The following is a 22,993-nucleotide window of genomic DNA, read 5'->3' as shown; positions in this document are numbered from 1 at the left end:
GCCTTTTTGTATGTACTTGAGGGTTTGACCGTTTGCGCGGGGCGTGGGCTTTCGTTCGTGAGCCTTGTGGTAGGGTAGGAAAGAGAAACAAGCCAGCAGACCCTTTCGTCATGGGTATCGCGGAAAGTGCGGGGTCTGCGCAGCGAAGGAGCATGCAGCATGGGAACGGAGCAGCAAATCACGGAGCGAATTAAGGAGCTCGCTGCCGCCACGGAAGAGACCATCATCGCCGATAGGCGCTATTTTCACGCCCATCCTGAGCTTTCGAGCAAGGAAGTGAGCACGGCGGGCACCATCTGCGCACGTCTTGCGCGTATGGGCATTCCTTACGAGCGCGTGGCGAAAACAGGAATCATCGCCACCATCGCCGGCACGGCCGACGACGCTTACGACGCGCAGGGCAATCCGAAAAAACGCGTTGCTCTTCGCGCTGATATCGACGCATTGCCCGTTCTTGAACGCACGGGTCTTCCTTATGAATCGAAGAATACTGGCGTCATGCATGCATGCGGTCACGATTGCCATATCGCCATGTTGCTTGGCGCGGCGCGTATCCTCGTGCAGATGCGTGACCAAATCCATGGCGAAGTGCGCCTGATATTTCAGCCTGCCGAGGAAATTTCCATCGGTTCTCGCATGATGATCAAAGCAGGCGCCCTTGACGGCGTCGACGGAATTTTCGGCATGCATATCTGGAGCGAAATAGAGGCGGGTCTGATTTCTGCCGACCCCGGTCAGCGCATGGCCAACACTGATTGGTTCCGTGTGGACATCGAAGGCGTGAGCGCCCACGGGTCCATGCCCCATAAAGGAGTCGACGCCGTGGTGGTTGCCGCCGAGCTTGTCGTTGCGCTCCAGGTCCTGGTCAGCCGCGACATCTCTCCGTTCGAGCCGTTGGTCGTCACGGTAGGCGAGGTCCATGGCGGCGAAGCGCGCAACATCATGGCGGGTTCGGCGTATTTGACGGGCACCGTGCGTACGTGGAGCAAAAAGACGCGCGAGGCCATGCCCGATCGGCTAAGGCGTTTGATCGATCGCTCGGCCAAGGCTTTCGGCGCCACGGCCAAGTTGACATACGAAGCGGGCAATGCCGGCCTTTCCAATGACAAGAAGAGTGCCGAACGTGCGCAGGTAAGCGTCAAGAAACTCTTCGGCGAAGAGGCCCTGGCTGATTACCAGGGCACGCTTGCGGGCGAGGATTTCGCGGAATACCTCGAGCGAGTTCCGGGAGCATTCGTCTTTTTGGGCTGCCGCAACCCCAAGATGGACGCCGTGCATGCGCAGCATAGTTGCTATTACCGCATTGACGAAAGCGTGCTCGCAAAAGGGTCTATGCTCTCAACGCAATACGCGGTCGATTTCCTGGCTGAATAGCGCAGCGAACGGAACAATTATCGGTCGGCAGCGACGCGTGATTTCGCTGCTGTCGGCCGTTTTGCCTGAGCCTCCTTGCTGGCGACCGCATTTTAATTTGTGCATGCTTTCGCACGCTAAAGCATCTTTCAACGGTTACAATAATCGATTATTGAAAAGAGGATGTTTTCGCAGCACGCATTGAAGCGTCAGCCTTCTACGGCGCTTCAATGCGACAATCGGGCGTAGTCGAAGGAGTCGAGCATGACCGATCTTACGAAGAAGTACGGCACGATGGTCTTTTCGGAGCACGTGATGAAGCAGCGTCTTCCTTCGGATACGTACAAGAAGCTGTCCAAAACCATCAAAGAGGGCAAGCCGCTCGATCTTGACGTGGCGAATTCCGTCGCGCATACCATGAAGGAATGGGCCATCGAGCACGGGGCAACGCATTTCGCGCATTGGTTCCAGCCTTTGACGGGAATCACGTCCGAAAAGCACGATGCGTTCCTCGACCCGGTCGGCGACGGCACGGCTATCACGAAATTCTCCGGCAAAGAACTCATCCAAGGCGAGCCCGACGCGTCGAGCTTTCCCAATGGTGGTCTGCGTGCAACGTTCGAGGCGCGCGGATATTCCGCATGGGATCCCACGAGCTATGCGTTCATCAAGGACGAAGTGCTCTGCATTCCCACGGCGTTTTGCTCTTATACCGGCGAAGCGCTCGATAAGAAAACGCCTCTTCTGCGCTCTATGGCCGCCATCGATGAGCAAGCGAAGCGCGTGCTCGCCTTCTTCGGAAAGAAGCCTGCCAAGGTTACGGTCAACGTCGGCACCGAGCAGGAGTACTTCCTTATCTCTGAGAAGGACTACGCCCAGCGTCAAGACCTGGTGATGTGCGGCCGCACGCTCTTCGGCGCGCCGCCGTGCAAGGGCCAAGAGCTCGACGAGCATTATTTCGGCGCCATTCGCCCCACGGTGAACGATTTTATGAAGGAGCTCGACGACGTGCTGTGGGGCTTCGCCGTGGCCGCGAAGACGAAGCATAACGAAGTCGCTCCTGCTCAGCACGAGCTCGCGCCCGTGTTCTGCAACGCGAACAGGGCCATTGACGAAAACCTTCTTACCATGGAGATGATGAAGCTGCTGGCAAGCCACCACGGCCTTGTGTGCCTTCAGCATGAAAAACCTTTCGAGGGAATCAACGGTTCCGGCAAGCACAACAACTGGTCCATCGGTTCCGAGGACGAAAACCTCCTTGATCCGGGCGATACCCCTGAAGAAAATCTCCAGTTCTTGGTGTTTTTGACCTGCGTCATTTCTGCCGTGGACGATTACCAGGATCTTCTCCGCATGAGCGTTGCGTCATGCGGCAATGACCATCGCCTTGGCGCGCACGAGGCGCCTCCGGCGATTATTTCAATCTTTTTGGGCGATGAGCTCTCCGATATCATCGACGCTTTGGCCGAAGGCCATGAAGCGGGCCACGCGTCGCGCGAGTCTCTCGATTTCGGCGTGGCGGTTCTTCCTACGTTCGACCGCGACACCACCGATCGTAACCGCACGAGCCCCTTCGCCTTTACGGGCAACAAATTCGAATTCCGCATGCCCGGCTCTGCCGTTAACGTTGCGGATGCGAACACTATGCTCGACACGGCGGTCGCAAAGGCCCTGAAGGATTTCGCGGATGCGATGGACGAGCGTGGAGACGCCTCCTTCGAATCGGCCGCAATAGCCTACATTCGCAAAAGCCTTGCCGCCCACAAGCGCATTCTGTTTTCGGGGGATGGGTACTCGGAGGAATGGCACGAAGAAGCCGTTCGTCGCGGCCTGTGCAATTTCCCCACGACGGCGGATGCGCTGCCGGCCTTCGTCGAGCAGAAGAACATAGATCTGCTTGCGGGCATGGGCGTGCTTTCCGAGACGGAGGTGCGAAGCCGCTACGAGGTCAAGCTCGAGAAGTATAACAAGCTCATGAATATCGAGGCGACCACGATGGAGCGCATGGCGCGACGTACGTATCTGCCCGTCATCAGCGCGTATGCGACAAAGATCGCCAAGGGCATCACTACGGTTACCAGCGCCATGCCGGCTGCGGAGATGTCGCACGAACGACGCGAGCTCTCCACGCTTCTTGACGGCGTCGATGCGATCTACGAAGGCATCGACAACCTCGCCGACCTCCATCGTAAGGCAAAGGCTTTCGAATGCGCGCAGGACCAGGCGAATTGCTATGCGCACGAGGTTTCTCCCGCGATGGACCGTTTGCGCGAAGCGGTCGACGCAATGGAGCCGATTGTCGCCCGCGAGTACTGGCCTGTTCCTACGTATGACGACCTGCTGTTCTACGTGTAAGGCGTAGCGGCTTATAAACAAGCGCCCCTTTTCGACCCCTTCGGTTTCTGAATGCAGAAATCGAAGGGCGTTTCCGAGGAGGGGCGCATTGCGTTACGCAGGGGTGGATGCTATCGTTCGATTCCTGCGATAATACGGAAGTGACGGGCAATGCGCCTGGGAAAGAAGGAGTCGTGCAACAGACGAATTCGAGCGAAGACTGCCTCTGCCGAGAGCCGATGTATGCTCAAGAGACTTCCCAAAACGAAGCATTGACGGAAAAGGCTGGGTGTTCGCCGAGCAAGGGCGCGTCCGTTTCGACTTCGACTGCTTCCGAAGAAGTAGACCGTGCTGTTCTTCATGGCGAATCATCCAAGAAGAGTTTCGAAGGAAGAGAGCTCTCATCAATAAATGGCCTCGCTTTGGGACTCTGTCTCGGCGTTGCCTTCGGCATTATTTTCGACAGCCTGGCGATCGGCATAGGATTAGGCCTTGCCCTGGGCGCCGCCTTCGACGCCCTCAAGGGAAAGATTGGAAAATAATCAACCAAATCTCTCGACGTGCGTTTCTTGCACGGAGCGGTCTTGATTTCCATCGACGCTGCCGTATGCGGTTGCTCGAGATAGGCTTGCCGGCAGGCTCGCGAAGTCCATTTAAGGAGAAGAGCAAGGCTTTCTTTCTTCGCCGAGCAGTAGCAGCGGTATTCGAGACAGCTGTTTTCGCGGCGAACTTTATCGAGCAAGCCGCTGTCGAGGACGTCTTTCAAAAAGGCGTTGCGCATTCCGGGCTTGACGGTATAACGGACATGCAGCACGCAATTGCCCATGAGCAGCTCCTTTTCTCGCGCTGAAAATCTCGAAAATCCGCCTTGAGCATAGCGCGAAGGGATGAGCGTCTGGTTTACATCGGGTAAAACGCCTTGAACGCAAGGTAAAGGGCGCACAGCAAGGCGAGAAACGCCGCATTCGCCACGGCAAACTCCTTCAGGAACGTAGATAGTCGGGTTTCCGGGGTGTGAAGGTAGAGCCTCATTGCTATCAAGCTTGCGAGAGAAGCGATAGGCGTTCCGAGTCCTCCCAGGTCGACGCCAAGCAAAAGAGCAGGCCAATTGGAGGTGAATTCCGAAAGCAGAACGGCTGCGGGAACATTGCTTATGACCTGGCTTGCTGCGAGGGCAACGGCAAAGGGAGCCGCGTTCATGGCCGACCCAAGCGTTGTCTGGACAAAGGGGATGGACGACATGTTTCCCGAGAAGACGAAAAAGCAAAGGAACGTCGCAAGCAGTCCGTAATCGATTTTTCTATATATACCTCGGTCGAATAGAAGAAGGGCAAGCAACGTGACGGGGAAAAGAACCGAATAAGGAAGGATTCGGACAGCTGCGGCAAGGCAAAGAAGAAAAAGGGCGGAATGGAGCAGCGCCCTGCTTCGTCGAATCGGCTCGCTTCCAAAAGAAACGGACACGTGGACGTTTTCTCTGGGAAAAGTCAGGCAAACGACCGCAAGAACGAAGAGCGTTGCAAGCGCGAAGGGGAGAAGGGCGAGGAAGAACTGCAGGAAGGGCGTTTGGAACGTCGTATATATAAAAAGATTCTGAGGGTTGCCAACAGGCGTGACCATGCCGCCGATATTGGCGGCGACGGCCTGAAGGACGACGATTCGTGGGAGATGGCGTTTTTTGTCCGTGATGCTGAGGGTAAGAATGGCGAATGGAACAAATGCCAACAGCGCGACATCGTTCGTCACAACCATGGCGGCGAAGAAGGGGAGGGCAACAAGAAGGAAGCTAAGCTGCCTGAATCCAGAGACCCTCGAGAGAAGACAATGCGCGCTGCGGGAAAGCACGCCGGCGTTCTGAAGGCCCGCCGTTGCGCCCATCAGGCAAAACAGAAGAACAATAACGCGAAGGTCGACCGATGAGGCGAAATTATGTCCTGCGGGAACGAAGAAAGAGGAGACAAGCGCGCAGATGAAGGCGATGCAGAGGACCGCTTCATTTCTGCAGAAAGAGGCAATTGTTCTAAGGATGTGTGATTTCATATCTTTAGTATACGTTGAAGGAAGAGCGGACGCCTTCACTTTCGAAAGCATGTCTTTCAGGTTGTTCAGCCGCGGGGCGGGCCGTGCCCGCGGCCGATGGCGTACCGCGGCTCGCGCCCCGTATATGGAGGAAATATGGAGAGCGAAACCGGCCCTTGCGCAGGGGGCGGGGGGCGCGTAATATACAACCTCGCCGCTTGACGCGGCAGCCCTCCGAAGGGAGGGCGGGGACCTTGAAAACCGGATACTGTGGAACAGGAATTAGGAACAGCCATACACCCCTCCTCGGAGGGGGTCGATTCCGATGAAGGATAGACAATAAACGGACCGGGACGATCTCACAGAACACGACGCCCCCCCGGGGGCGCTTTTCGAACGGAGAGTTTGATCCTGGCTCAGGATGAACGCTGGCGGCGTGCCTAACACATGCAAGTCGAACGGTTAAGGCGCCTTCGGGCGCGCATAGAGTGGCGAACGGGTGAGTAACACGTGACCAACCTGCCCCCTCCTCCGGGACAACCTCGGGAAACCGAGGCTAATACCGGATGGTCCCGCCGGGCCGCATGGCCGGGCGGGGAAAGCCCAGGCGGGAGGGGATGGGGTCGCGGCCCATCAGGTAGTAGGCGGGGTGACGGCCCACCTAGCTGACGACGGGTAGCCGCGCTGAGAGGCGGACCGGCCACATTGGGACTGAGACACGGCCCAGACTCCTACGGGAGGCAGCAGTGGGGAATTTTGCGCAATGGGGGAAACCCTGACGCAGCAACGCCGCGTGCGGGACGAAGGCCTTCGGGTCGTAAACCGCTTTCAGCAGGGAAGAAGAATGACGGTACCTGCAGAAGAAGCCCCGGCTAACTACGTGCCAGCAGCCGCGGTAATACGTAGGGGGCGAGCGTTATCCGGATTCATTGGGCGTAAAGCGCGCGTAGGCGTCCCTTCAAGCGGCACCGTCGAAGCCGGGGGCTCAACCCCCGGAAGCGGGCCGAACTGGGGGGATCGAGTGCGGTAGGGGAAGGCGGAATTCCCGGTGTAGCGGTGAAATGCGCAGATATCGGGAAGAACACCGACGGCGAAGGCAGCCTTCTGGGCCGCCACTGACGCTGAGGCGCGAAAGCTGGGGGAGCGAACAGGATTAGATACCCTGGTAGTCCCAGCCGTAAACGATGGGCGCTAGGTGTGGGGGGAGATGTCCCTCCGTGCCGCAGCCAACGCATTAAGCGCCCCGCCTGGGGAGTACGGCCGCAAGGCTAAAACTCAAAGGAATTGACGGGGGCCCGCACAAGCAGCGGAGCATGTGGCTTAATTCGAAGCAACGCGAAGAACCTTACCAGGGCTTGACATCACCGTGAGCCGCCGGAGACGGCGGGGCCGAAAGGAGCGGTGACAGGTGGTGCATGGCTGTCGTCAGCTCGTGTCGTGAGATGTTGGGTTAAGTCCCGCAACGAGCGCAACCCCCGCCGCGTGTTGCCAGCATTGAGTTGGGCACTCGCGCGGGACTGCCGGCGTCAAGCCGGAGGAAGGTGGGGACGACGTCAAGTCATCATGCCCCTCATGCCCTGGGCTGCACACGTGCTACAATGGCCGGTACAGCGGGCTGCGACGCCGCGAGGCGGAGCGAATCCCACAAAGCCGGCCCCAGTTCGGACCGCAGGCTGCAACCCGCCTGCGCGAAGCCGGAGTTGCTAGTAATCGCGGATCAGCATGCCGCGGTGAATACGTTCCCGGGCCTTGTACACACCGCCCGTCACACCACCCGAGTCGTCTGCACCCGAAGCCGCCGGCCGAACCCGCAAGGGGCGGAGGCGTCGAAGGTGTGGAGGGTGAGGGGGGTGAAGTCGTAACAAGGTAGCCGTACCGGAAGGTGCGGCTGGATCACCTCCTTTCTAGGGAGACCCTAGTTCCAGAGAAAGTCCCCGACGACGCCGGTCCGGCGCCGGGGCAGGCTCCTCCCCCGTTCCCAGCATCCGGCTTCCAGGGCACCCCTGGGGCACCTTGACAGCCGCATAGCGTTTGAGAGAGACGAATCTCTGATTGCGCAACCACGAATCAGAAACGTGAAGCTGCATGCAAAGACCATCTTTAGGATGAGAGTCTTCGCCGGCTTCCGCAAAGAGGTGGTCGCATCGAGATCGCGAATAGACTAGACAATGGAATCTACCCAGATTCCTCGGTCGCCCCGGAAGGGGCGCACCGAGCGACTCATATTTTCTCATGACCTACTACATCATGAGCCTTCAGGTCTAATCTCCGGGCGGGGCGCGTCCCCGCTCGGGAGCAAGATACCGAGGGCGCACGGCGGATGCCTTGGCATCGGAAGTCGACGAAGGGCGCGGCAAGCTGCGATAAGCCCCGGGGAGGCGCAAACGGCCTTCGATCCGGGGATTCCCGAATGGGGGAACCCGCCAGGGGCCATGCCCTGGCACCCCCGCCCGAACACATAGGGCGGAGGGAGGCAACCGGGGGAACTGAAACATCTAAGTACCCCGAGGAGGAGAAATCAAACGAGATTGCGCGAGTAGCGGCGAGCGAAAGCGCACCCAGCCCAAACCCGCGTACGCGTTACAGCCCGGAGGCGCTGCGACGCGGGGGTCGCGGGCCCGCACCGCCCGGGGCTTCGGAGCCCGGGGCGCGGTGACAAAGGGGAGAGGGAGCGGAACGGCCCGGACAGGCCGGCGAGACAGGGTGAAGGCCCCGTACGCGAACCCCCTCCCCCCGCGCGATGCGGGGCCCGAGTAGCGCCGGACACGTGAAATCCGGCGCGAAGCAGGGGGGACCACCCTCCAAGGCTGAATACTCTCCGATGACCGATAGCGAACCAGTACCGTGAGGGAAAGGTGAAAAGCACCCCGAGAGGGGAGTGAAACAGTACCTGAAACCGTGCGCCCACAAGCAGTCGGAGCGGACAATGCGTTCCGTGACGGCGTGCCTTTTGTAGAATGAGCCTGCGAGTCGCGGCGCGCGGCGAGGTTAAGGACTACCGAGCCGCAGCGAAAGCGAGTCTGAACAGGGCGTTCAGTCGCGCGCCGCGGACGCGAAGCCGGGTGAGCTATCCATGGGCAGGCTGAAGCGGGGGTAAGACCCCGTGGAGGGCCGAACCCACTTCGGTTGAAAACGGAGGGGATGACCCGTGGATAGGGGTGAAAGGCCAATCAAACCCGGAGATATCTCGTTCTCCCCGAAATAGCTTTAGGGCTAGCCTCGGGCGTTAAATGGCGGAGGTAGAGCACTGGACCGGCGAGGGGGCCTCACCGCCTACCGACCCAGACCAAACTCCGAATGCCGCCATTCGAAAGCCCGGGAGTCAGAGCATGTGGGCTAAGCTGTGTGCTCGAGAGGGAAACAGCCCAGACCGCCCGCTAAGGCCCCCAAGTCCGTGCTGAGTGGCAAAGGATGTGCGTTTGCCTAGACAACCAGGATGTTGGCTTAGAAGCAGCCATGCATTTAAAGAGTGCGTAACAGCTCACTGGTCAAGTGGACATGCGCCGACAATTCACGGGGCTAAGCACGGCGCCGAAGCGGCGGACCGTATACATTACGATGGTAGGGGAGCTTTCCGCGCAGGGCGGAAGCCGGAGGGGCGACCCCCGGTGGACCGCGCGGAAGTGAGGATGCAGGCATGAGTAGCGAGAGCAGGGCGAGAAACCCTGCCGCCGCAAGCCTAAGGTTTCCTGGGCGAGGCTAATCCCCCCAGGGTCAGTCGGGAGCTAAGGCGAGGCCGGGAGGCGTAGCCGATGCGCAACGGGCGGACATTCCCGTACCGCCGGGGCGGCGCTTACGACCGATGGGGCGACGGAGAAGGGTAGCCGGGCGGGGTTCTGGACGTCCCCGTGAAAGCGCGTAGGGCGCGAGGCAGGCAAATCCGCCTCGCATCAGGCCCGAGACGCGAGACGAAGCTTCGAGCGAAGCCGGCGATCCCACGCTTCCGAGAAAAACCCCTAGGCAGGCGCCCCGGCGCCCGTACCAAAACCGACACAGGTGGGCGGGTAGAACATACCGAGGCGATCGGGTGAACCATGGTCAAGGAACTCGGCATAATGGCCCCGTAACTTAGGGAGAAGGGGCGCCCCCCGCGGTGAAGGAGCGAGCCTCCGGAGCGGCGGGGGGCCGCAGCGAAACGGCCCAAGCGACTGTTTATCAAAAACACAGGACTCTGCCAAGCCGCAAGGCGACGTATAGGGTCTGACGCCTGCCCGGTGCCGGAAGGTCACGGGGAACCGTCAGCCGAAAGGCGAAGCGGCGAACCTAAGCCCCGGTAAACGGCGGCCGTAACTATAACGGTCCTAAGGTAGCGAAATTCCTTGTCGGGTAAGTTCCGACCTGCACGAACGGCGTAACGATTTGGGCGCTGTCTCGACCATGGACCCGGCGAAATTGCACTATTCGTGAAGATGCGAATTACCCGCGGAAGGACGGAAAGACCCCGTGAACCTTTACTGCAGCTTGGCATTGGCCGACGGCGCGTCGCGTAGAGGATAGGCAGGAGCCCGCGAAGCGGGGGCGCAAGCCCCCGTGGAGGCGACCTTGGAATACTGCCCCCGGCGCGTCGGCGGCCTAACCCCGACCCGTGCACCCGGGCGGGGGACCGTGCCAGGCGGGTAGTTTGACTGGGGCGGTCGCCTCCCAAAGAGTAACGGAGGCGCGCGCAAGGTTGGCTCAGGGCGGTCGGCAATCGCCCGCAGAGCGCAAGAGTGCAAGCCAGCCTGACTGCGAGGCCCACAAGCCGAGCAGGGACGAAAGTCGGCTCTAGTGATCCGGCGGCCCAGAGTGGAATGGCCGTCGCTCAACGGATAAAAGGTACTCCGGGGATAACAGGCTGATCTTGCCCAAGAGTCCACATCGACGGCAAGGTTTGGCACCTCGATGTCGGCTCATCGCATCCTGGGGCTGAAGTCGGTCCCAAGGGTACGGCTGTTCGCCGTTTAAAGCGGTACGCGAGCTGGGTTCAGAACGTCGTGAGACAGTTCGGTCCCTATCCTCCGTGGGCGCAGGAGAATTGAGGAGGTCTACCCCTAGTACGAGAGGACCGGGGCGGACGGGCCTCTGGTGTCCCGGTTGTCGACCAACGGCACGGCCGGCTAGCCACGCCCGGAACGGATAACCGCTGAAAGCATCTAAGCGGGAAGCCGTCTCCGAGATGAGTTCTCCCTCCGGTAAGGGCCCTCGTAGACCACGAGGTCGATAGGCCGCAGCTGCAAGCGCCGCGAGGCGTTCAGGCGAGCGGTACTAATAGCCCGAGCTCTTGCTTCCCGACCCCGGATGCCCGGGGCGGGCGGTCTCGAGAGGAGGAACGTCTCCCGAACGACGCTATGCGGCCGCCAGGGCGCCCGTGGGGTCCCGGACGCGCAGGGGGCGCCCTGCGCGAGCGCGGCCACGGAGGCGGGGATCGCCCGATCCCATCCCGAACTCGGCAGCTAAGCCCGCCATCGCCCAAAGTACTGCGGAGCAAGTCCGCGGGAGGACGGGACGCCGCGCTCGCGCAGGGCGCGTCCGCCCCCATCGGGGGCAGGGCGCGCGCAGGGGAGGGGCCGCAGGGTCCCTTCCGCGCTTCCAGGGGGCCGCGAGGCCCCCTTTCCTTTTTTATGTTGAATCGCAGCCAGCACAGGCTTTTTGCATGCTTGAGGACTGGATATCACGCTTGTTGACGCTATTGGTGCCAGGTCATCATTTCTTGTTTACAGATTGTCTTACGATATACAGCCGACGTCTCGCTCTTTGTCGAGACGTTTTTCTGTATAGGGCGGTATTGGTTTGCAAATTCGCAAGATGAACAGGCATTACTGCTCTTTACCACCTTTTCAAGAGACGAATTTGAATTATCCATGCATTCCTCCCCTCTGTTGGGCATGAACCCGTATTTCTCTGAAACACTCCATCAAAGTGGAGTACAATAGCGTAGTGAGAGAGATTGAAAGTGGGTGGGATATGAGCAACCTGCGTACGCCGGAGGTCGAGGACCTTCTTGAGGTTCTTAGCTCTATGACAGACAAGGACGCGCTGTACGCCTTGTTTGAAGACCTTTTTACTATTCGCGAGATTAAAGAGACCTCGCAGCGTTTGTCTGTTGCGCGTCTTTTGGACGACGGAAAGCCGTATACCGCGATTGCGGAAGCTACGGGTGCATCGGCAACGACCATAGCACGTGTCTCGAAGGCATTGAACTACGGGAGCGGCGGATATCGTCATGCGCTTGACGTGCTATCCGGATCGGCCGAAGACTGATATTTCAAACCCTGCAAATGCGGGGTTTTTTATGCCCAATTTTCATTCTTGCGATAAGCTTCTAAGCTAATCGGTTTTACGCTCGTCCAAGACTCTTTGGTCGGCACGATAGAAGGAGCAGGAATGTCTCATCCCATCCCGTCCATGGATGAATGGCTTCGCGAGGCGAAGCTTGATCCCGATGCCCCTATGGTGGGCATGTATCTCACGCATAACGGCGTAGTGCGAGCGACCCCGAAGAAGCAAGTGCGCGCCGTCTCGGAGGAAGAGGCCGCTCAGGGTGCTTCGCTTGGAGAAGTGGTCTCGATTGATTTCTCTTATGATGCTCAAGGTCTTGAAGACGCCATTGCTGAGGCTCGTACGTGGCCGGGCGTATACTATGTTCGCGTATGGCTGAATGAGGGCGTGCTCGAGGTGGGGGATTCTCTCATGTACGTGCTTATCGGCGCGGACATTCGTCCTCATGCTGTGGATGCGCTGCAGCGTTTGGTCGGTCATATTAAAAACAATCTTGTGGTGGAAAAGGAACGTTATTCCGCATAGCGATACTTCGGAATAGATCGTTTTGCTCCGAGGGGCGATATGTCGGTGCTTCGAATGCGTTTCGTGAATGCATGCGTCTTTGAGCGCGGCTCACGAATCTATCATGGGAATGGTGTCGCCTGTTCGCGGGGCGGCTTGTGAATAATCGCGTTCGTTATGCGATGGGCGTGAGTGCGTATAAGGGGAACTATGGAATTGGGATTCGACAAGCCTAGTCCGGCAATTTCTTTTGTGGGGAGGCATAATTCGGGAAAAACCACGCTTATCGTCAAAGTAATCTCTGAGCTTGTTTCTCGGGGCTTGAATATCGGCTCCATCAAGCATCACGGGCATCCAGACTTCGATATCGATTATCCGGGGAAAGATTCATATCGTCATCGTGAAGCGGGCTCGTGCGATGTCGTCGTCATCTCTCCCGCTCGCATGGCTCGTATTACCGAGATATATGACGAGCCATCGTGCGACGAGGTGGTTGCTTCTATGCCAAATCATGATTTGGTGATTGTGGAAGGATATCGTCAGAGCGGACTTCCTGTCATCGAAGTGCTTCGCCAGGGCAACGAAAGAGACATACCGGCGGCAGAGCAGCTTTGCACTGAAGGTCATGTTCGAGGTGTCGTCCCCGTTGCTGTCGTCACCGATATGGAATCGGTTGTGTCTTATGCGAAGAGCGAGGCGATTCCTTGCTTCGATATCGACGACGTGCAAGGTGTTGCCGATTTCCTCCAGAATCGGTATGCCCGCCCGAAGCTTACGGTGGCTATTCAGGCCGGCGGCGAGTCGCGTCGCATGGGCCAGAGCAAGGCGACGGTGCCGTTCCTTGGGCGGCCTTTGATCGAACGTATCGTTGAACGCGTTGCTCCCGTCGCGGATGAGATTGTGATCACAACCAATGAAGCGGAGAATCTCGCGTTTCTCGATACTCTTGACCTCTGCTGCGACCTTCGCTTGGTTCCCGACGTGTACGAGGAGCGCGGCGCACTGCGGGGTCTGTATTCCGCGCTGAGCGCGGCATCGAATCCTTGCGTTGCGGTTGTGGCGTGCGACATGGTGTTCGCGTCGGCGCCGTTGATAGCCCATGAGGCCGTTGCCATGCAAATGCGCCGGGCCGATGCCGTGGTGCCGTGCAACAGGTTTGGCTTCGAGCCGTTCCACGCGGTGTACAGGGCGGATGCTTGCCTTCCTGCCATTTCCGATGCTATAGCTCAAAGAAAGGTTCGAGCTCGGGACTTTTACGAGTGCATCAATCTAAGCCGCTTCGGGCGAGAAGATATAGAAAAAGCCGCTCCTGGAGGAGGATGCTTCGCTAACGTGAACACGCCCGAAGAACTTGCGCGCATGGAGCGCTCGATTCAGGAAAACGGAGATAGGTAGTCATGCCTTCAGTTATGGACATGGTCGAGATCATGGAGAGGCTTGAAAGCAAAGCGCTCCATGTCGACCCCGCGCACTGCGTGAAAATACGGAACAGAAACGCTTCATGTTCGCGTTGCGCCGACGCGTGCCCTTCGGGTGCTATTGCGCTGCATGACAATGCCTTAGACATAGACAGCGAGAAATGCATGGCATGCGGAGCCTGCGCTTCGGCGTGCCCTACGAACGCAATCAGCTTCATGAAGCCGACTGACGAAGAGCTTGATAGCGCCGTGGACGAATCTGCTCAGGCGCTCGAGGGCGATGCGGTGGTCGTGTGCGCTCGCGTAGCCTCGCACCGCGCGGCCGACGTTGAAGCGACGGCAACTGTGCCGTGCGTTTCGAGGCTCGATACGCAAGCTCTGGTGGGCGCGTGCGCAAGAAACGACGCTTCTCTTGTCGTAGTGGACGGCGGGTGCAAGACGTGTAAGTATCGGTTCGCGAGCCGCCAGTTCGACATCTCCCAAAAAGAGGCGAATGAGCTTCTGTCGGCATGGGATGTTCCTTTTCGCATCGAACGAACCCAGCAAGTTCCTCTTCGGGCTGCTGCCAAAGACGCATCGCAGGGCGTCGGCGGTGTCTCCCGCCGTGGGTTCTTCACGGAAATGAAGGCTTCCGCCAAAGATATCGCAGTGGAAGCCGTCAATGTGACCGTCGAAAGCGAGCTTGGCATTCGTCGGAAGGGCCCCGATTCGCTTCGCGATATATTGAAGGTCGACAACGACGGAAACATGCCTCGCATTGCTCCCGCAAGGCACGATGCCCTTATGGAGTATCTTTTCGAAATGGGGGAGCCGAGGGAGGGCTCTTCTGTGAAGACCAGGCTTTGGGGCAAGGTTGATATCGACGAAACCCTCTGCACGCGTTGCGGAATGTGTGCTACGTTCTGTCCGACGGGGGCTCTCTCGAAGGTTTTCGGAGAAGAGGACGGGAAAAAGAGGCCTTCGATAGAAGGAATTGAGTTCCGCCTTGCCGATTGCGTGCAGTGCCGTCTATGCGAAGACTCCTGCATGCAGAAGGCGCTTCGTGTGTCCGATGAGATTCCTTGCGATCTCATTCTTGATCTTGAGCCAAGGCTGTTCAAGGGAGAGGCTCGAAAGGCCGGATCCGCCATGCGGGGCTTGTTCGGAAATTAATCAGATCGAATGACGCTTCTTTTCTTGCGGGGCTTGCCGCAGGACAAGAGGCGTCTTTTGATGAGGGCGAGCGTTCGGTGAAGGCTCTAAGGCTGCCTGTTCTTCAGGATTTCCTCGAGCTGCTTTTCCGCGTAGAGAGCAACACGTTGTTGCAGCTCGTCATAAGCATGAAGGAGCAGGGCTCCTTCGGAGGTGAGGATTGAACCGTGCGCGCCGTTGCGCTCGAGGAGCTGGATGCCGAATGAGGCCTCGGTGTGTTTCATGATCCTCCAGGCTTTGCTGTAGGCCATGTTCATCTCTTTTGCCGCCCTGTTCAACGAGCCCCATTGCTCCACGCCGCGACAGAGCTGAGCGACGCCGCTTCCGAATACGGCGCTGTCTTGTCTGCTTTGGGATTGCAAGCTGAGCTTGATGCGCGGGGCTATGCGGGCGATATCCATGCGTCCTCCTAGACGGCCGGTTGGGTCAAATTTCGTATGACTTCAGCACTTTCTCATCCAAGCGGGCAGAGCTGCTGAACGCAGAGTCGAAGTCCGTGATTCCATCAATCATAACGCATGGCGCACGTGCTCTTGGGATTCGCTTTGCGAATGACGAATCGATCTTGCTTTGCGTGCGGTTCCTTTAATCTTGACCGAGAATTATTCTTATGAGAGAATAATTCAATCGAATAGGGAGGGGCTGTGGAGAATTCTTCCAAGACGCTCCCGTTGGCTTGGGCAGGAGGCTTCAATGCGGTTGTGGAAAAAGATATCGATGACTTTCGCCACGGCAGCGGCTTTGACCGCGCTCGTGGCTCTTATCGGTTGCTCAGGGGGATCGAACGCGGCTGACGAAAAGGCGGACGCCGCCGCAGAGGGTGCTTCGGAGCCCGTGCAGCTGCAGATTTTCGCGGCGAATTCGCTTTCGAAGGCGCTTGATGAAGTGCAGAGCCTCTATACGCAGAACAATCCCGACGTGACGTTTGCCGATACGCAGTACAAGGCTTCTGGCGAATTGGTCGAAATGCTGAAGGCGGGTTCTTCTGCGGACATCTTCATTTCGGCTTCCAAGGGGACGATGGACAATGCCGTCGATGGCGGATTCATTGACGAAGGAACGCGCTTCGATATGTTCACGAACGACCTTGTTATGGTGACGGGCGAGAGCAATACCGACATTCCCGAGGGCTTGACGCTTGAAGAGGCCGTATCGGGCGATTACACCATTTGCGTGGGCGACGAGTCTGTTCCTGCGGGCAATTATGCATGCCAGTCTCTGTACACGGTTGGTGCGTATTCTGACGAATCCGGTAAAGGCGGCGAGTTCACCGGCGCTATCGCCGACAAGGTGGTGCTCGACACGTCCGTGGGCAACGTATGCAAGCATGCCGAATCGGGCGACGTCGACATCGCGTTTGTCTACAGCTCGGACGTGTATCGTTTCGGCGGCGTGAAGGTTCTTTCCACCGTTCCCGCCGATACGCACAAGGCAATCGTGTATCCTGCGGCTATCACGGCGGGAAGCGAAAACGCCGAAGCTTCGAAAGCGTTTTTGGATTGGGCGGTAAGCGATCCTGCCGCCTTGGAGATTTGGCAGAAATGGGGCTTTGAGCTTGCCTAGACGCGCACTACAAGCACTGACGGCATTTGTTATGGGCATCGCATTGGCGGTGCCCATTTCGGCATATGCCCAAGAACCCGATTTCGCGGCGTACGAATCGGCCGTTTCGGACGTTGTCGCGGACGAAGGCGGGCTTGCGTCGATTCCCGTGGATGCTTCGGGAATCGAAATCGATCCCGAGGGGGAGGATGCGCTTGCGAACGGAGCGCCCTTCGACGTCGCCGGTTTCTCGCGTGCGCAAAAAGGGAGCAATCGCGCTATCGACGGCGCCTATCAGGGGTATTCCTATCTCCAGGGTGACGCCCGAAACGACGTATGCCTCGTGGCAGTCGACGGCTATGCGGTGCTCTACGTGGATTCTGGAGCGCTCGAGGAGAGAATCGGTTCGGGTGATCGTGACGCAGGCTTGTCCTGGGTGGTGGCGTATCTTCAAAAGCTTGACGCCGAGGCGGCAAGCGGTTCGGCTCGGCTTAAGCCGGAGACGCCGGTGTATGTGACCGCCGATGAATCGTTCGACCTTGAGGGCGAAGGCCTTCGCTTCCTCTTCAACCAGGAATACACATCCGGCGCATTCTACACCAGCGTGATAGGAATCGACGGCTCCGATGTGACGGATTCGGCTTCCGCTTCGTATGCCGAGCTTCGCTACGCGGACTTTCTCGATTTTGCCGCATGGGAAGAGGGAACGTTCGTCGAAGAATCTTCTGCCATGGATAAAGCCGGCCAATTTCTTGCAAAGCTCGATTGGAGCCCCTTGTGGGTGACGCTGAAAACGACGGGTACGGCGATCGTCCTTGTGTTTGTACTGGGTCTTCTTGCGGCATGGTGGAGCCTCCGTATTCCTTCAAGAGCGCAGGATATCGCCGACTCCATCTTCACCATTCCCATGGTTTTGCCGCCGACGGTGTGCGGCTTCGTACTGTTGCTTCTTTTGGGCAACAACACGGCGCTCGGCCGCTGGTTCATCGACATAGGCTTTCCGCTCATCTTCAGCTGGCCTGCCACGGTGCTTGCCGCGGTGGTGGTTTCGTTTCCGCTCATGTATAGAAGCGCCCGCGGCGCGTTCGAGGGCATAGACCGCAACATGCTCGATGCCGCTCGCACGCTGGGCTGGAGCGAGGGGCGCATCTTCTTCAAGCTTATGCTGCCTTTGGCATGGTCGTCCATTGCGGCTGGCACGGTGCTTGCCTTTGCACGCGCGTTGGGAGAGTTTGGAGCGACGCTGTTTCTTGCGGGAAACTACGTGGGAATCACGCGAACCATTCCCATCGCCATCTATTTCGAATGGATGAACGGAAACACCGATGTTGCCTTGTTCTGGACGGCGGTTATCATCGCGTTCAGTTTCCTGGTGATATTGTTCATAAACCTTTGGAGCCGGCGAACCACGCGCTATCGCTCGCGTCGGCAGGAGGAGTAGGGCATGAGCCTTGAGGTTGACATCAAGAAGGACATGGGGTCGTTCAAGCTCGATGTCTCATTTTGCGCAGGTGATGAGACGCTGGGATTTCTCGGCGCATCGGGCTGCGGTAAATCCCTGACGCTGCGCTGCATCGCAGGCATCGAGAAGCCCGATGAAGGCCGTATCGTCGTGAACGGCGTGACGTTTTTCGAAAAAGAGGCAGGTAGGCGCGCTCGCGTCGATTTAACGCCGCAGCAGCGAAAAACGGCGCTCTTGTTTCAAAGCTACATGCTTTTCCCGAACATGACTGTCGAGCAGAACGTGGCTGCGGGCATGGAACGGAGTCTTGCCGAGTCTGAGAAGAATCGTATTGTGGGCGAGCAGTTGAAGCGTTTCGGCCTGATCGGGATGGAAAAGCGCTTTCCCGCCCAGCTTTCGGGAGGCCAACAGCAGCGCGTTGCCCTTGCCCGCATGCTTGCTGCCCGCCCGGGGATCCTCATGCTGGACGAGCCGTTTTCGGCGCTCGATGCCCATCTGAAAAGCTCGCTCGAGCAAAACCTGATCGGGCTGTTCGAGGAGTATCGAGGGACCATTCTCTATGTAAGCCATGACATCGACGAAGCATACCGGTTCTGCGACCGCATTGCTGTTGTGGACAATGGGCGTATATGCGAAATCGGGCCGAAGCATCGCGTGGTGCACCATCCCGAGAGCCTTGCCGCGGTGAAACTGTCGGGGTGCAAGAATACGACGCCTGCGCGTTACGTGGACGATCATACGGTTGAGCTGCCCGATTGGGGCATCAGGCTTGTAAGCGAAACCCCCGTGCCTCGCGACGTTCGCTGGTTCGGCGTGCGCGCGTTCTTCCTGCGGCGTGCTGAAAAGCCGGGGCCGAACGTGTTTCGCGTTCGGGCCGATCGCGTGAGCGACTCGCGCTTTGAGCGCACGGTCATGCTTTCGTTTCTCGATGCGGCCGATAGCCCTCGCTTGAAACACGATATGGCCGAAGAGGATGCGACCATGAAGTTTCTCAAGATTCATGTGCAGTGGAAGGTGGACAAGCTCGCGGTGCCCGAGTCCCAGCTGCCTTGTGAGGGCGACGAGCTTCTTATAGAAATCCCCTCCGAAAGCATGTATCTGGTTTCGCGATAACCGTGCGGCAAACGGGTTCTTTGCCGCACTATCCTTTATACTGTAGCGAGAATATAGAGGAGAGGGATTTCATGAAGGATTCTCACGGTAGGACCATCGATTATCTGCGCATCTCGCTCACTGATCGTTGCAATCTTCGCTGTATATACTGCATGCCCGAAGAGGGGGTTTCTGCCCTTTCGCACAAGGACATTCTTTCGCTCGAAGAGATAGAGCGCCTTGTGTCCGTTGCGGCGGGCATAGGCATCAAGCGATTGCGCCTCACCGGTGGCGAACCCCTGGTCCGTCTGGGCGTTGCCGATTTGATTCGCGGTCTGAATCGCATTCCCGGCATTGAGAGCATCGCGCTTACGACCAACGGTATTCTCTTGCCGAAAATGGCCGACGAGCTCAAGTCGGCTGGGCTTTCGCGTGTGAATATTTCGCTCGATACGCTCGACCCGGCCCAATACGCGGCCATCACACGACGGGATAAATTCGACGAGGCAATGGCGGGTATCGATGCGGCGCTCGAGGCGGGCTTTGACCCCGTGAAGCTGAACTCGGTGGTGGTGCGCTCGCTTGACCAGGATGTATTCGGTTTTGCCCGCATGTCGATCGATCGCCCACTGCATGTGCGCTTCATTGAATACATGCCCGTGGGCGAAAGCGCCGGGTCGTGCGGCTGCGGCTGGGGCAAAGAAGATGTTATCGAAAGCGAAGAGCTTTTCGGCATGATAAACGAACAGGCCGTCGCGTCCGGTCTTGGAGAGCTTAAGCCTGCTGGGAGCCGCAAGCCTGCTGGCTGGGGTCCTGCGCGTTACTTCGAGTTCGAGGGTGCGAAGGGCACGGTCGGCTTCATTTCTCCGCTTTCGCGCCATTTTTGCAGCGAATGCAATCGCCTTCGTTTGACGGCGGATGGCAAAATTCGTCCGTGCCTTTTCTCTGACGAAGAATTCGACGTGCGTGCCGCATTGCGTTCGGGCGAAGGAGACAAGGCGGTGCGTGACGTGCTCTTGAGGGCGCTTGGCGCAAAGCCAGACGAGCATCATGACAAGGTGGGAACCGAACGCAATATGAGCCAGATCGGCGGATAGGAGTATTGATGGCGGAACAGCAGCTTACCCATATTGACGAAGCCGGCGACGTTCGCATGGTTGACGTTTCCCAGAAGGCCGACACCGAACGCGTTGCGGTGGCTGAGGGCTTTATTGCCATGCGCCCTGAAACGCTTGAGCTCATCACGTCGGGCGCGGCGGCGAAGGGCGACGTGCTTGCGTGCGCCCGCGTGGCGGGGGTGATGGCAGCGAAGAAGACGAGCGAGCTTATTCCTATGTGCCATCCGCTTAATATCACGAAGGCGAAAGTGTCGTGCGAACCCGTGCGCGAAGGCCAGCGCGAGGATGGGTTGGTGGGCATTCACGTGGTCACCACGTGCGGCGTGACCGGCAAGACTGGCATCGAGATGGAGGCGCTGACCGCTGCGAGCGTGGCGTGCCTGACCGTGTACGACATGTGCAAGGCCGTCGATCGCGGCATGGAGATTATGGACGTTCGTCTGTTGAAGAAAGACGGCGGGAAAACAGGACTCTGGGAGCGCTCGCAGGGGCGCGAGTAAATCGCCCACTGCGCTACCGCCCCTCTTCGAGGGGCTATGCGCTTCGTTCTGCGTTTTCGGTTTTTTTAAATAAAGGAAGAGCGAGAAACGCAAGCGATTTTCTCGCGCCCCTGCTCGCTTGGGCCTTTTGGTTGACCTGCGGGGCGGGGAAAACGCTTCGCTCTTCCCCTTTCTGGTCTGATCTTTATACGCAAAAGGAGCCCGATCGGGCTCCTTTTGCGTTGCATGCGATCTCTTAGTGGCCGCCGCCTTGTTTCATGAGGGCGGCATGAGGGAGGACGTCGGCGATGGCTTCCCAGTTTTCACGGGCGGCTTTTTCGCTGCCGGGGAAGTTGATGACCACGCTGCCTTCGCGCTCCATGCAGACTCCGCGGGAGAGCATGGCGCGCGGGGTGATGAGCATGCTGTGGGCGCGCATGGCCTCGGCGATGCCGGGTACGTTGCGCTTGCATACGTCGATGGTTGCTTCGGGGGTGACGTCACGCGGGGAAAGGCCGCTGCCGCCGCAGGTCAGAACGAAGTCGGCATGCAAATCTTCGATGGCGTGCAAAAGCGCTCCGGAAATGAACGGGCGCTCGTCTTCTACGACAACGTGTTCAAGGCATACCCAGCCGCGCTCGGCGATAAGCTCTTTGAGGGCAGCGCCCGCCGTATCGGTTTCGAGGGTGCGAGTGTCTGAGCATGTGATGATAGCGAACGTGGGCGTTGGTTCGGTGTATTCGGAAGACATGGCGTTCCTTTCGTATTAATTGGTTTGGAGCGGCAACGGTGTTTGTGCTGCGTGGCGGCTCCGGCTGAGGCTTTTAGACGGTTTGATGCGGCAACGTTACACGATGGCCTCTTCGGGCACGTCGAGAAGGATGCACTCCACCAAGTCTCCTTCGTTTACGGGGTCAAGGCCTTCGGGAATGACGGCGATGCAGTTGCTGCGCTGTATGACGCCGAAAAGCCCCGAGCTCTGGTTTTTCGCGGGCGTGACTTCGAGCACGCCGTCCTCGTTGCGCGCAATGGTGGCTCGCTCGAAAATGCGGCGCGGGTCCTTCTTCTTTTTGCCGCGGGTGATGCGGGCCTGTACGTGCGGATGCTCGAGCGCGGAGTATCCCTGCATGGCGCGAAGTGCGGGACGAATGATAAGCGAGAATCCCATGTAGGCCGCCGCGGGGTTTCCAGGCAGGCCAAAGACCGGCGTGCCGTCGACGATGCCGAAGGTCTGCGCTTTGCCGGGTCGCATGTTGACGGTGGTCATGTAGAGGGTGCCTAGGCGCTCCACGACGGGTTTGATGAAGTCGAAGTCGCCGTTGGACGCACCGCCGGTGGTCACCACGAAGTCATACGTCTTGCAGGCTTCCTTTACGGCTTGCGCCAGGGCGTCTTCATCGTCAGGCACGATGGGCAGCATGTCGCATGCTGCTCCCGCCGCATGCGCGCATGCGGCCATGGCGTAGCCGTTCGAGTTGCGGATATGGCCGGGGCCGGGCTTTTCGGAAGGTTCGACGAGCTCGCTGCCGATGGGAATGACCGCAATGCGGGGCCGGCGATAGACGCTTGCTTCGAGGGCTCCGCATCCAGCTAGAAAACCAATGCCTGCGGGGTTGATGATCTCGCCGGCACGAACGATAACCTCGCCTTCCTTGGCCTCTTCGCCTGCTTCTCGGATGTTTGCACGTGCTGCGGGCACGGAGGCGAAGCGGACGCGGCTTCCGGTTTTGCCGTCTCCGGTCACATTCTCGACGATTTCGTATTTCACGACCGCGTCGGCATCGGCCGGGAGCGCGGCGCCTGTCATGATGCGCACGCATTGGCCCGCTTCGATGCTGCCTTCGTATGTGGCCCCTGCGGGCACTTCGGCAATTACGTCGAGCTCGACGGGCAGGTCGGCTTCGTTGCTGGGAAAGTCGGCAAGGCGTACGGCGAAGCCGTCCATGGCCGCATGCGCAAAGGGGCTAACATCCATATCGCTCGTGATATCCTCGGCAGCTACGCGTCCTGACGCTTCGATGAGAGGCACGGTTTCGGCGGGGATGCGGGTTGTGTGGGAGAGGACGAGCTCTTGTGCTTCTTCAAGGGAAATCATTCGGGGAATTTCGGTCATGGATACTCCAATCGTTTTACGCGGGCGGCTGTGTGAAAAGCATCATGGTTTACTGCGCGCTGCACGCCGCGGACGGCGTTGCTTGGGCGCAGGCGAACGGTTCGAGGGCG

The 22,993-nt window shown here is 58.8% G+C and carries 16 protein-coding genes and 3 rRNA genes; 14 read left to right on the top strand and 5 right to left on the bottom strand.

Annotated elements, in window-relative coordinates; translation table 11 throughout:
* The first annotated feature begins 159 nt into the window (after positions 1 to 159).
* Both HMPREF9451_RS07235 and HMPREF9451_RS07230 read left to right on the top strand, forming a co-directional pair.
* Positions 160 to 1,374, top strand: a complete 1,215-nt coding sequence (locus tag HMPREF9451_RS07235; RefSeq protein ID WP_009139648.1) for an amidohydrolase — start codon at positions 160 to 162, stop codon at positions 1,372 to 1,374.
* A gap of 243 nt (positions 1,375 to 1,617) precedes the next feature.
* Positions 1,618 to 3,708 carry a glutamine synthetase III family protein gene (locus HMPREF9451_RS07230; protein ID WP_009139647.1) on the top strand — a complete coding sequence of 697 codons (2,091 nt, stop codon included), beginning with the start codon at positions 1,618 to 1,620 and terminating at the stop codon, positions 3,706 to 3,708.
* Between the two features lie 337 nt (positions 3,709 to 4,045).
* Here HMPREF9451_RS07230 and HMPREF9451_RS09875 read toward each other — a convergent pair whose 3' ends face one another.
* A complete protein-coding gene (locus tag HMPREF9451_RS09875) occupies positions 4,046 to 4,513 on the bottom strand; it encodes a putative quinol monooxygenase (RefSeq protein ID WP_009139645.1) in 468 nt (155 codons plus the stop codon).
* A gap of 74 nt (positions 4,514 to 4,587) precedes the next feature.
* Positions 4,588 to 5,727, bottom strand: coding sequence for an SLC13 family permease (locus HMPREF9451_RS09705; protein ID WP_040626708.1), 1,140 nt, complete (start codon positions 5,725 to 5,727; stop codon positions 4,588 to 4,590).
* A 372-nt stretch (positions 5,728 to 6,099) separates the two neighbouring features.
* Between HMPREF9451_RS09705 and HMPREF9451_RS07210 the strand changes: the two genes are divergently transcribed.
* From HMPREF9451_RS07210 to HMPREF9451_RS07180, 7 genes are all read left to right on the top strand, one after another.
* Positions 6,100 to 7,610, top strand: a 16S ribosomal RNA gene (locus HMPREF9451_RS07210).
* 389 nt (positions 7,611 to 7,999) lie between these two features.
* Positions 8,000 to 10,974 (top strand): 23S ribosomal RNA (locus HMPREF9451_RS07205).
* Positions 10,975 to 11,087: 113 nt separating this feature from the next.
* Positions 11,088 to 11,202 (top strand): 5S ribosomal RNA (rrf, locus tag HMPREF9451_RS07200).
* Together the 16S, 23S and 5S rRNA genes form the textbook arrangement of a ribosomal RNA operon.
* A 447-nt stretch (positions 11,203 to 11,649) precedes the next feature.
* Positions 11,650 to 11,946 (top strand): YerC/YecD family TrpR-related protein, encoded by a 297-nt coding sequence (locus HMPREF9451_RS07195; RefSeq protein WP_040626139.1) that lies wholly within the window; start codon positions 11,650 to 11,652, stop codon positions 11,944 to 11,946.
* 123 nt (positions 11,947 to 12,069) lie between these two features.
* Entirely contained in the window at positions 12,070 to 12,489 is a 420-nt protein-coding gene (locus HMPREF9451_RS07190) for a molybdenum cofactor biosynthesis protein MoaE (protein ID WP_009139642.1), read from the top strand.
* Between the two features lie 189 nt (positions 12,490 to 12,678).
* Positions 12,679 to 13,863: a molybdopterin-guanine dinucleotide biosynthesis protein B gene (mobB, locus tag HMPREF9451_RS07185; RefSeq protein ID WP_009139641.1), complete on the top strand. Its 1,185-nt coding sequence runs from the start codon at positions 12,679 to 12,681 to the stop codon at positions 13,861 to 13,863.
* A gap of 2 nt (positions 13,864 to 13,865) precedes the next feature.
* Positions 13,866 to 15,038, top strand: a complete 1,173-nt coding sequence (locus tag HMPREF9451_RS07180) for a 4Fe-4S binding protein (RefSeq protein ID WP_009139640.1) — start codon at positions 13,866 to 13,868, stop codon at positions 15,036 to 15,038.
* Positions 15,039 to 15,124: 86 nt separating this feature from the next.
* Here HMPREF9451_RS07180 and HMPREF9451_RS07175 read toward each other — a convergent pair whose 3' ends face one another.
* Positions 15,125 to 15,478 carry a winged helix-turn-helix domain-containing protein gene (locus tag HMPREF9451_RS07175; protein WP_009139639.1) on the bottom strand — a complete coding sequence of 118 codons (354 nt, stop codon included), beginning with the start codon at positions 15,476 to 15,478 and terminating at the stop codon, positions 15,125 to 15,127.
* 316 nt (positions 15,479 to 15,794) lie between these two features.
* Between HMPREF9451_RS07175 and modA the strand changes: the two genes are divergently transcribed.
* The 5 genes from modA to moaC all read left to right on the top strand — a co-directional run bounded on the left by modA (position 15,795) and on the right by moaC (position 20,791).
* Positions 15,795 to 16,640: a molybdate ABC transporter substrate-binding protein gene (modA, locus tag HMPREF9451_RS07170; protein WP_232204097.1), complete on the top strand. Its 846-nt coding sequence runs from the start codon at positions 15,795 to 15,797 to the stop codon at positions 16,638 to 16,640.
* Between the two features lie 31 nt (positions 16,641 to 16,671).
* Entirely contained in the window at positions 16,672 to 18,060 is a 1,389-nt protein-coding gene (gene modB, locus HMPREF9451_RS07165; RefSeq protein ID WP_009139637.1) for a molybdate ABC transporter permease subunit, read from the top strand.
* Between the two features lie 3 nt (positions 18,061 to 18,063).
* Positions 18,064 to 19,194 carry a sulfate/molybdate ABC transporter ATP-binding protein gene (locus HMPREF9451_RS07160; protein WP_009139636.1) on the top strand — a complete coding sequence of 377 codons (1,131 nt, stop codon included), beginning with the start codon at positions 18,064 to 18,066 and terminating at the stop codon, positions 19,192 to 19,194.
* A 71-nt stretch (positions 19,195 to 19,265) separates the two neighbouring features.
* Positions 19,266 to 20,270, top strand: coding sequence for a GTP 3',8-cyclase MoaA (gene moaA / locus HMPREF9451_RS07155; RefSeq protein ID WP_009139635.1), 1,005 nt, complete (start codon positions 19,266 to 19,268; stop codon positions 20,268 to 20,270).
* An 8-nt stretch (positions 20,271 to 20,278) separates the two neighbouring features.
* Positions 20,279 to 20,791, top strand: coding sequence for a cyclic pyranopterin monophosphate synthase MoaC (gene moaC, locus HMPREF9451_RS07150; RefSeq protein ID WP_009139634.1), 513 nt, complete (start codon positions 20,279 to 20,281; stop codon positions 20,789 to 20,791).
* Positions 20,792 to 21,026: 235 nt separating this feature from the next.
* Here the strand turns inward: moaC and HMPREF9451_RS07145 are convergent, their stop codons facing one another.
* Positions 21,027 to 21,521 (bottom strand): MogA/MoaB family molybdenum cofactor biosynthesis protein, encoded by a 495-nt coding sequence (locus HMPREF9451_RS07145; RefSeq protein ID WP_009139633.1) that lies wholly within the window; start codon positions 21,519 to 21,521, stop codon positions 21,027 to 21,029.
* Positions 21,522 to 21,617: 96 nt separating this feature from the next.
* Positions 21,618 to 22,883, bottom strand: a complete 1,266-nt coding sequence (locus HMPREF9451_RS07140) for a molybdopterin molybdotransferase MoeA (protein WP_009139632.1) — start codon at positions 22,881 to 22,883, stop codon at positions 21,618 to 21,620.
* Positions 22,884 to 22,993: the final 110 nt, after the last annotated feature.

The organism is Slackia piriformis YIT 12062, from assembly GCF_000296445.1.
GTDB lineage: Bacteria > Actinomycetota > Coriobacteriia > Coriobacteriales > Eggerthellaceae > Slackia > Slackia piriformis.
Note: the sequence above shows the minus strand (reverse complement) of the source record. Positions and strands in the feature narration are given on the sequence as shown.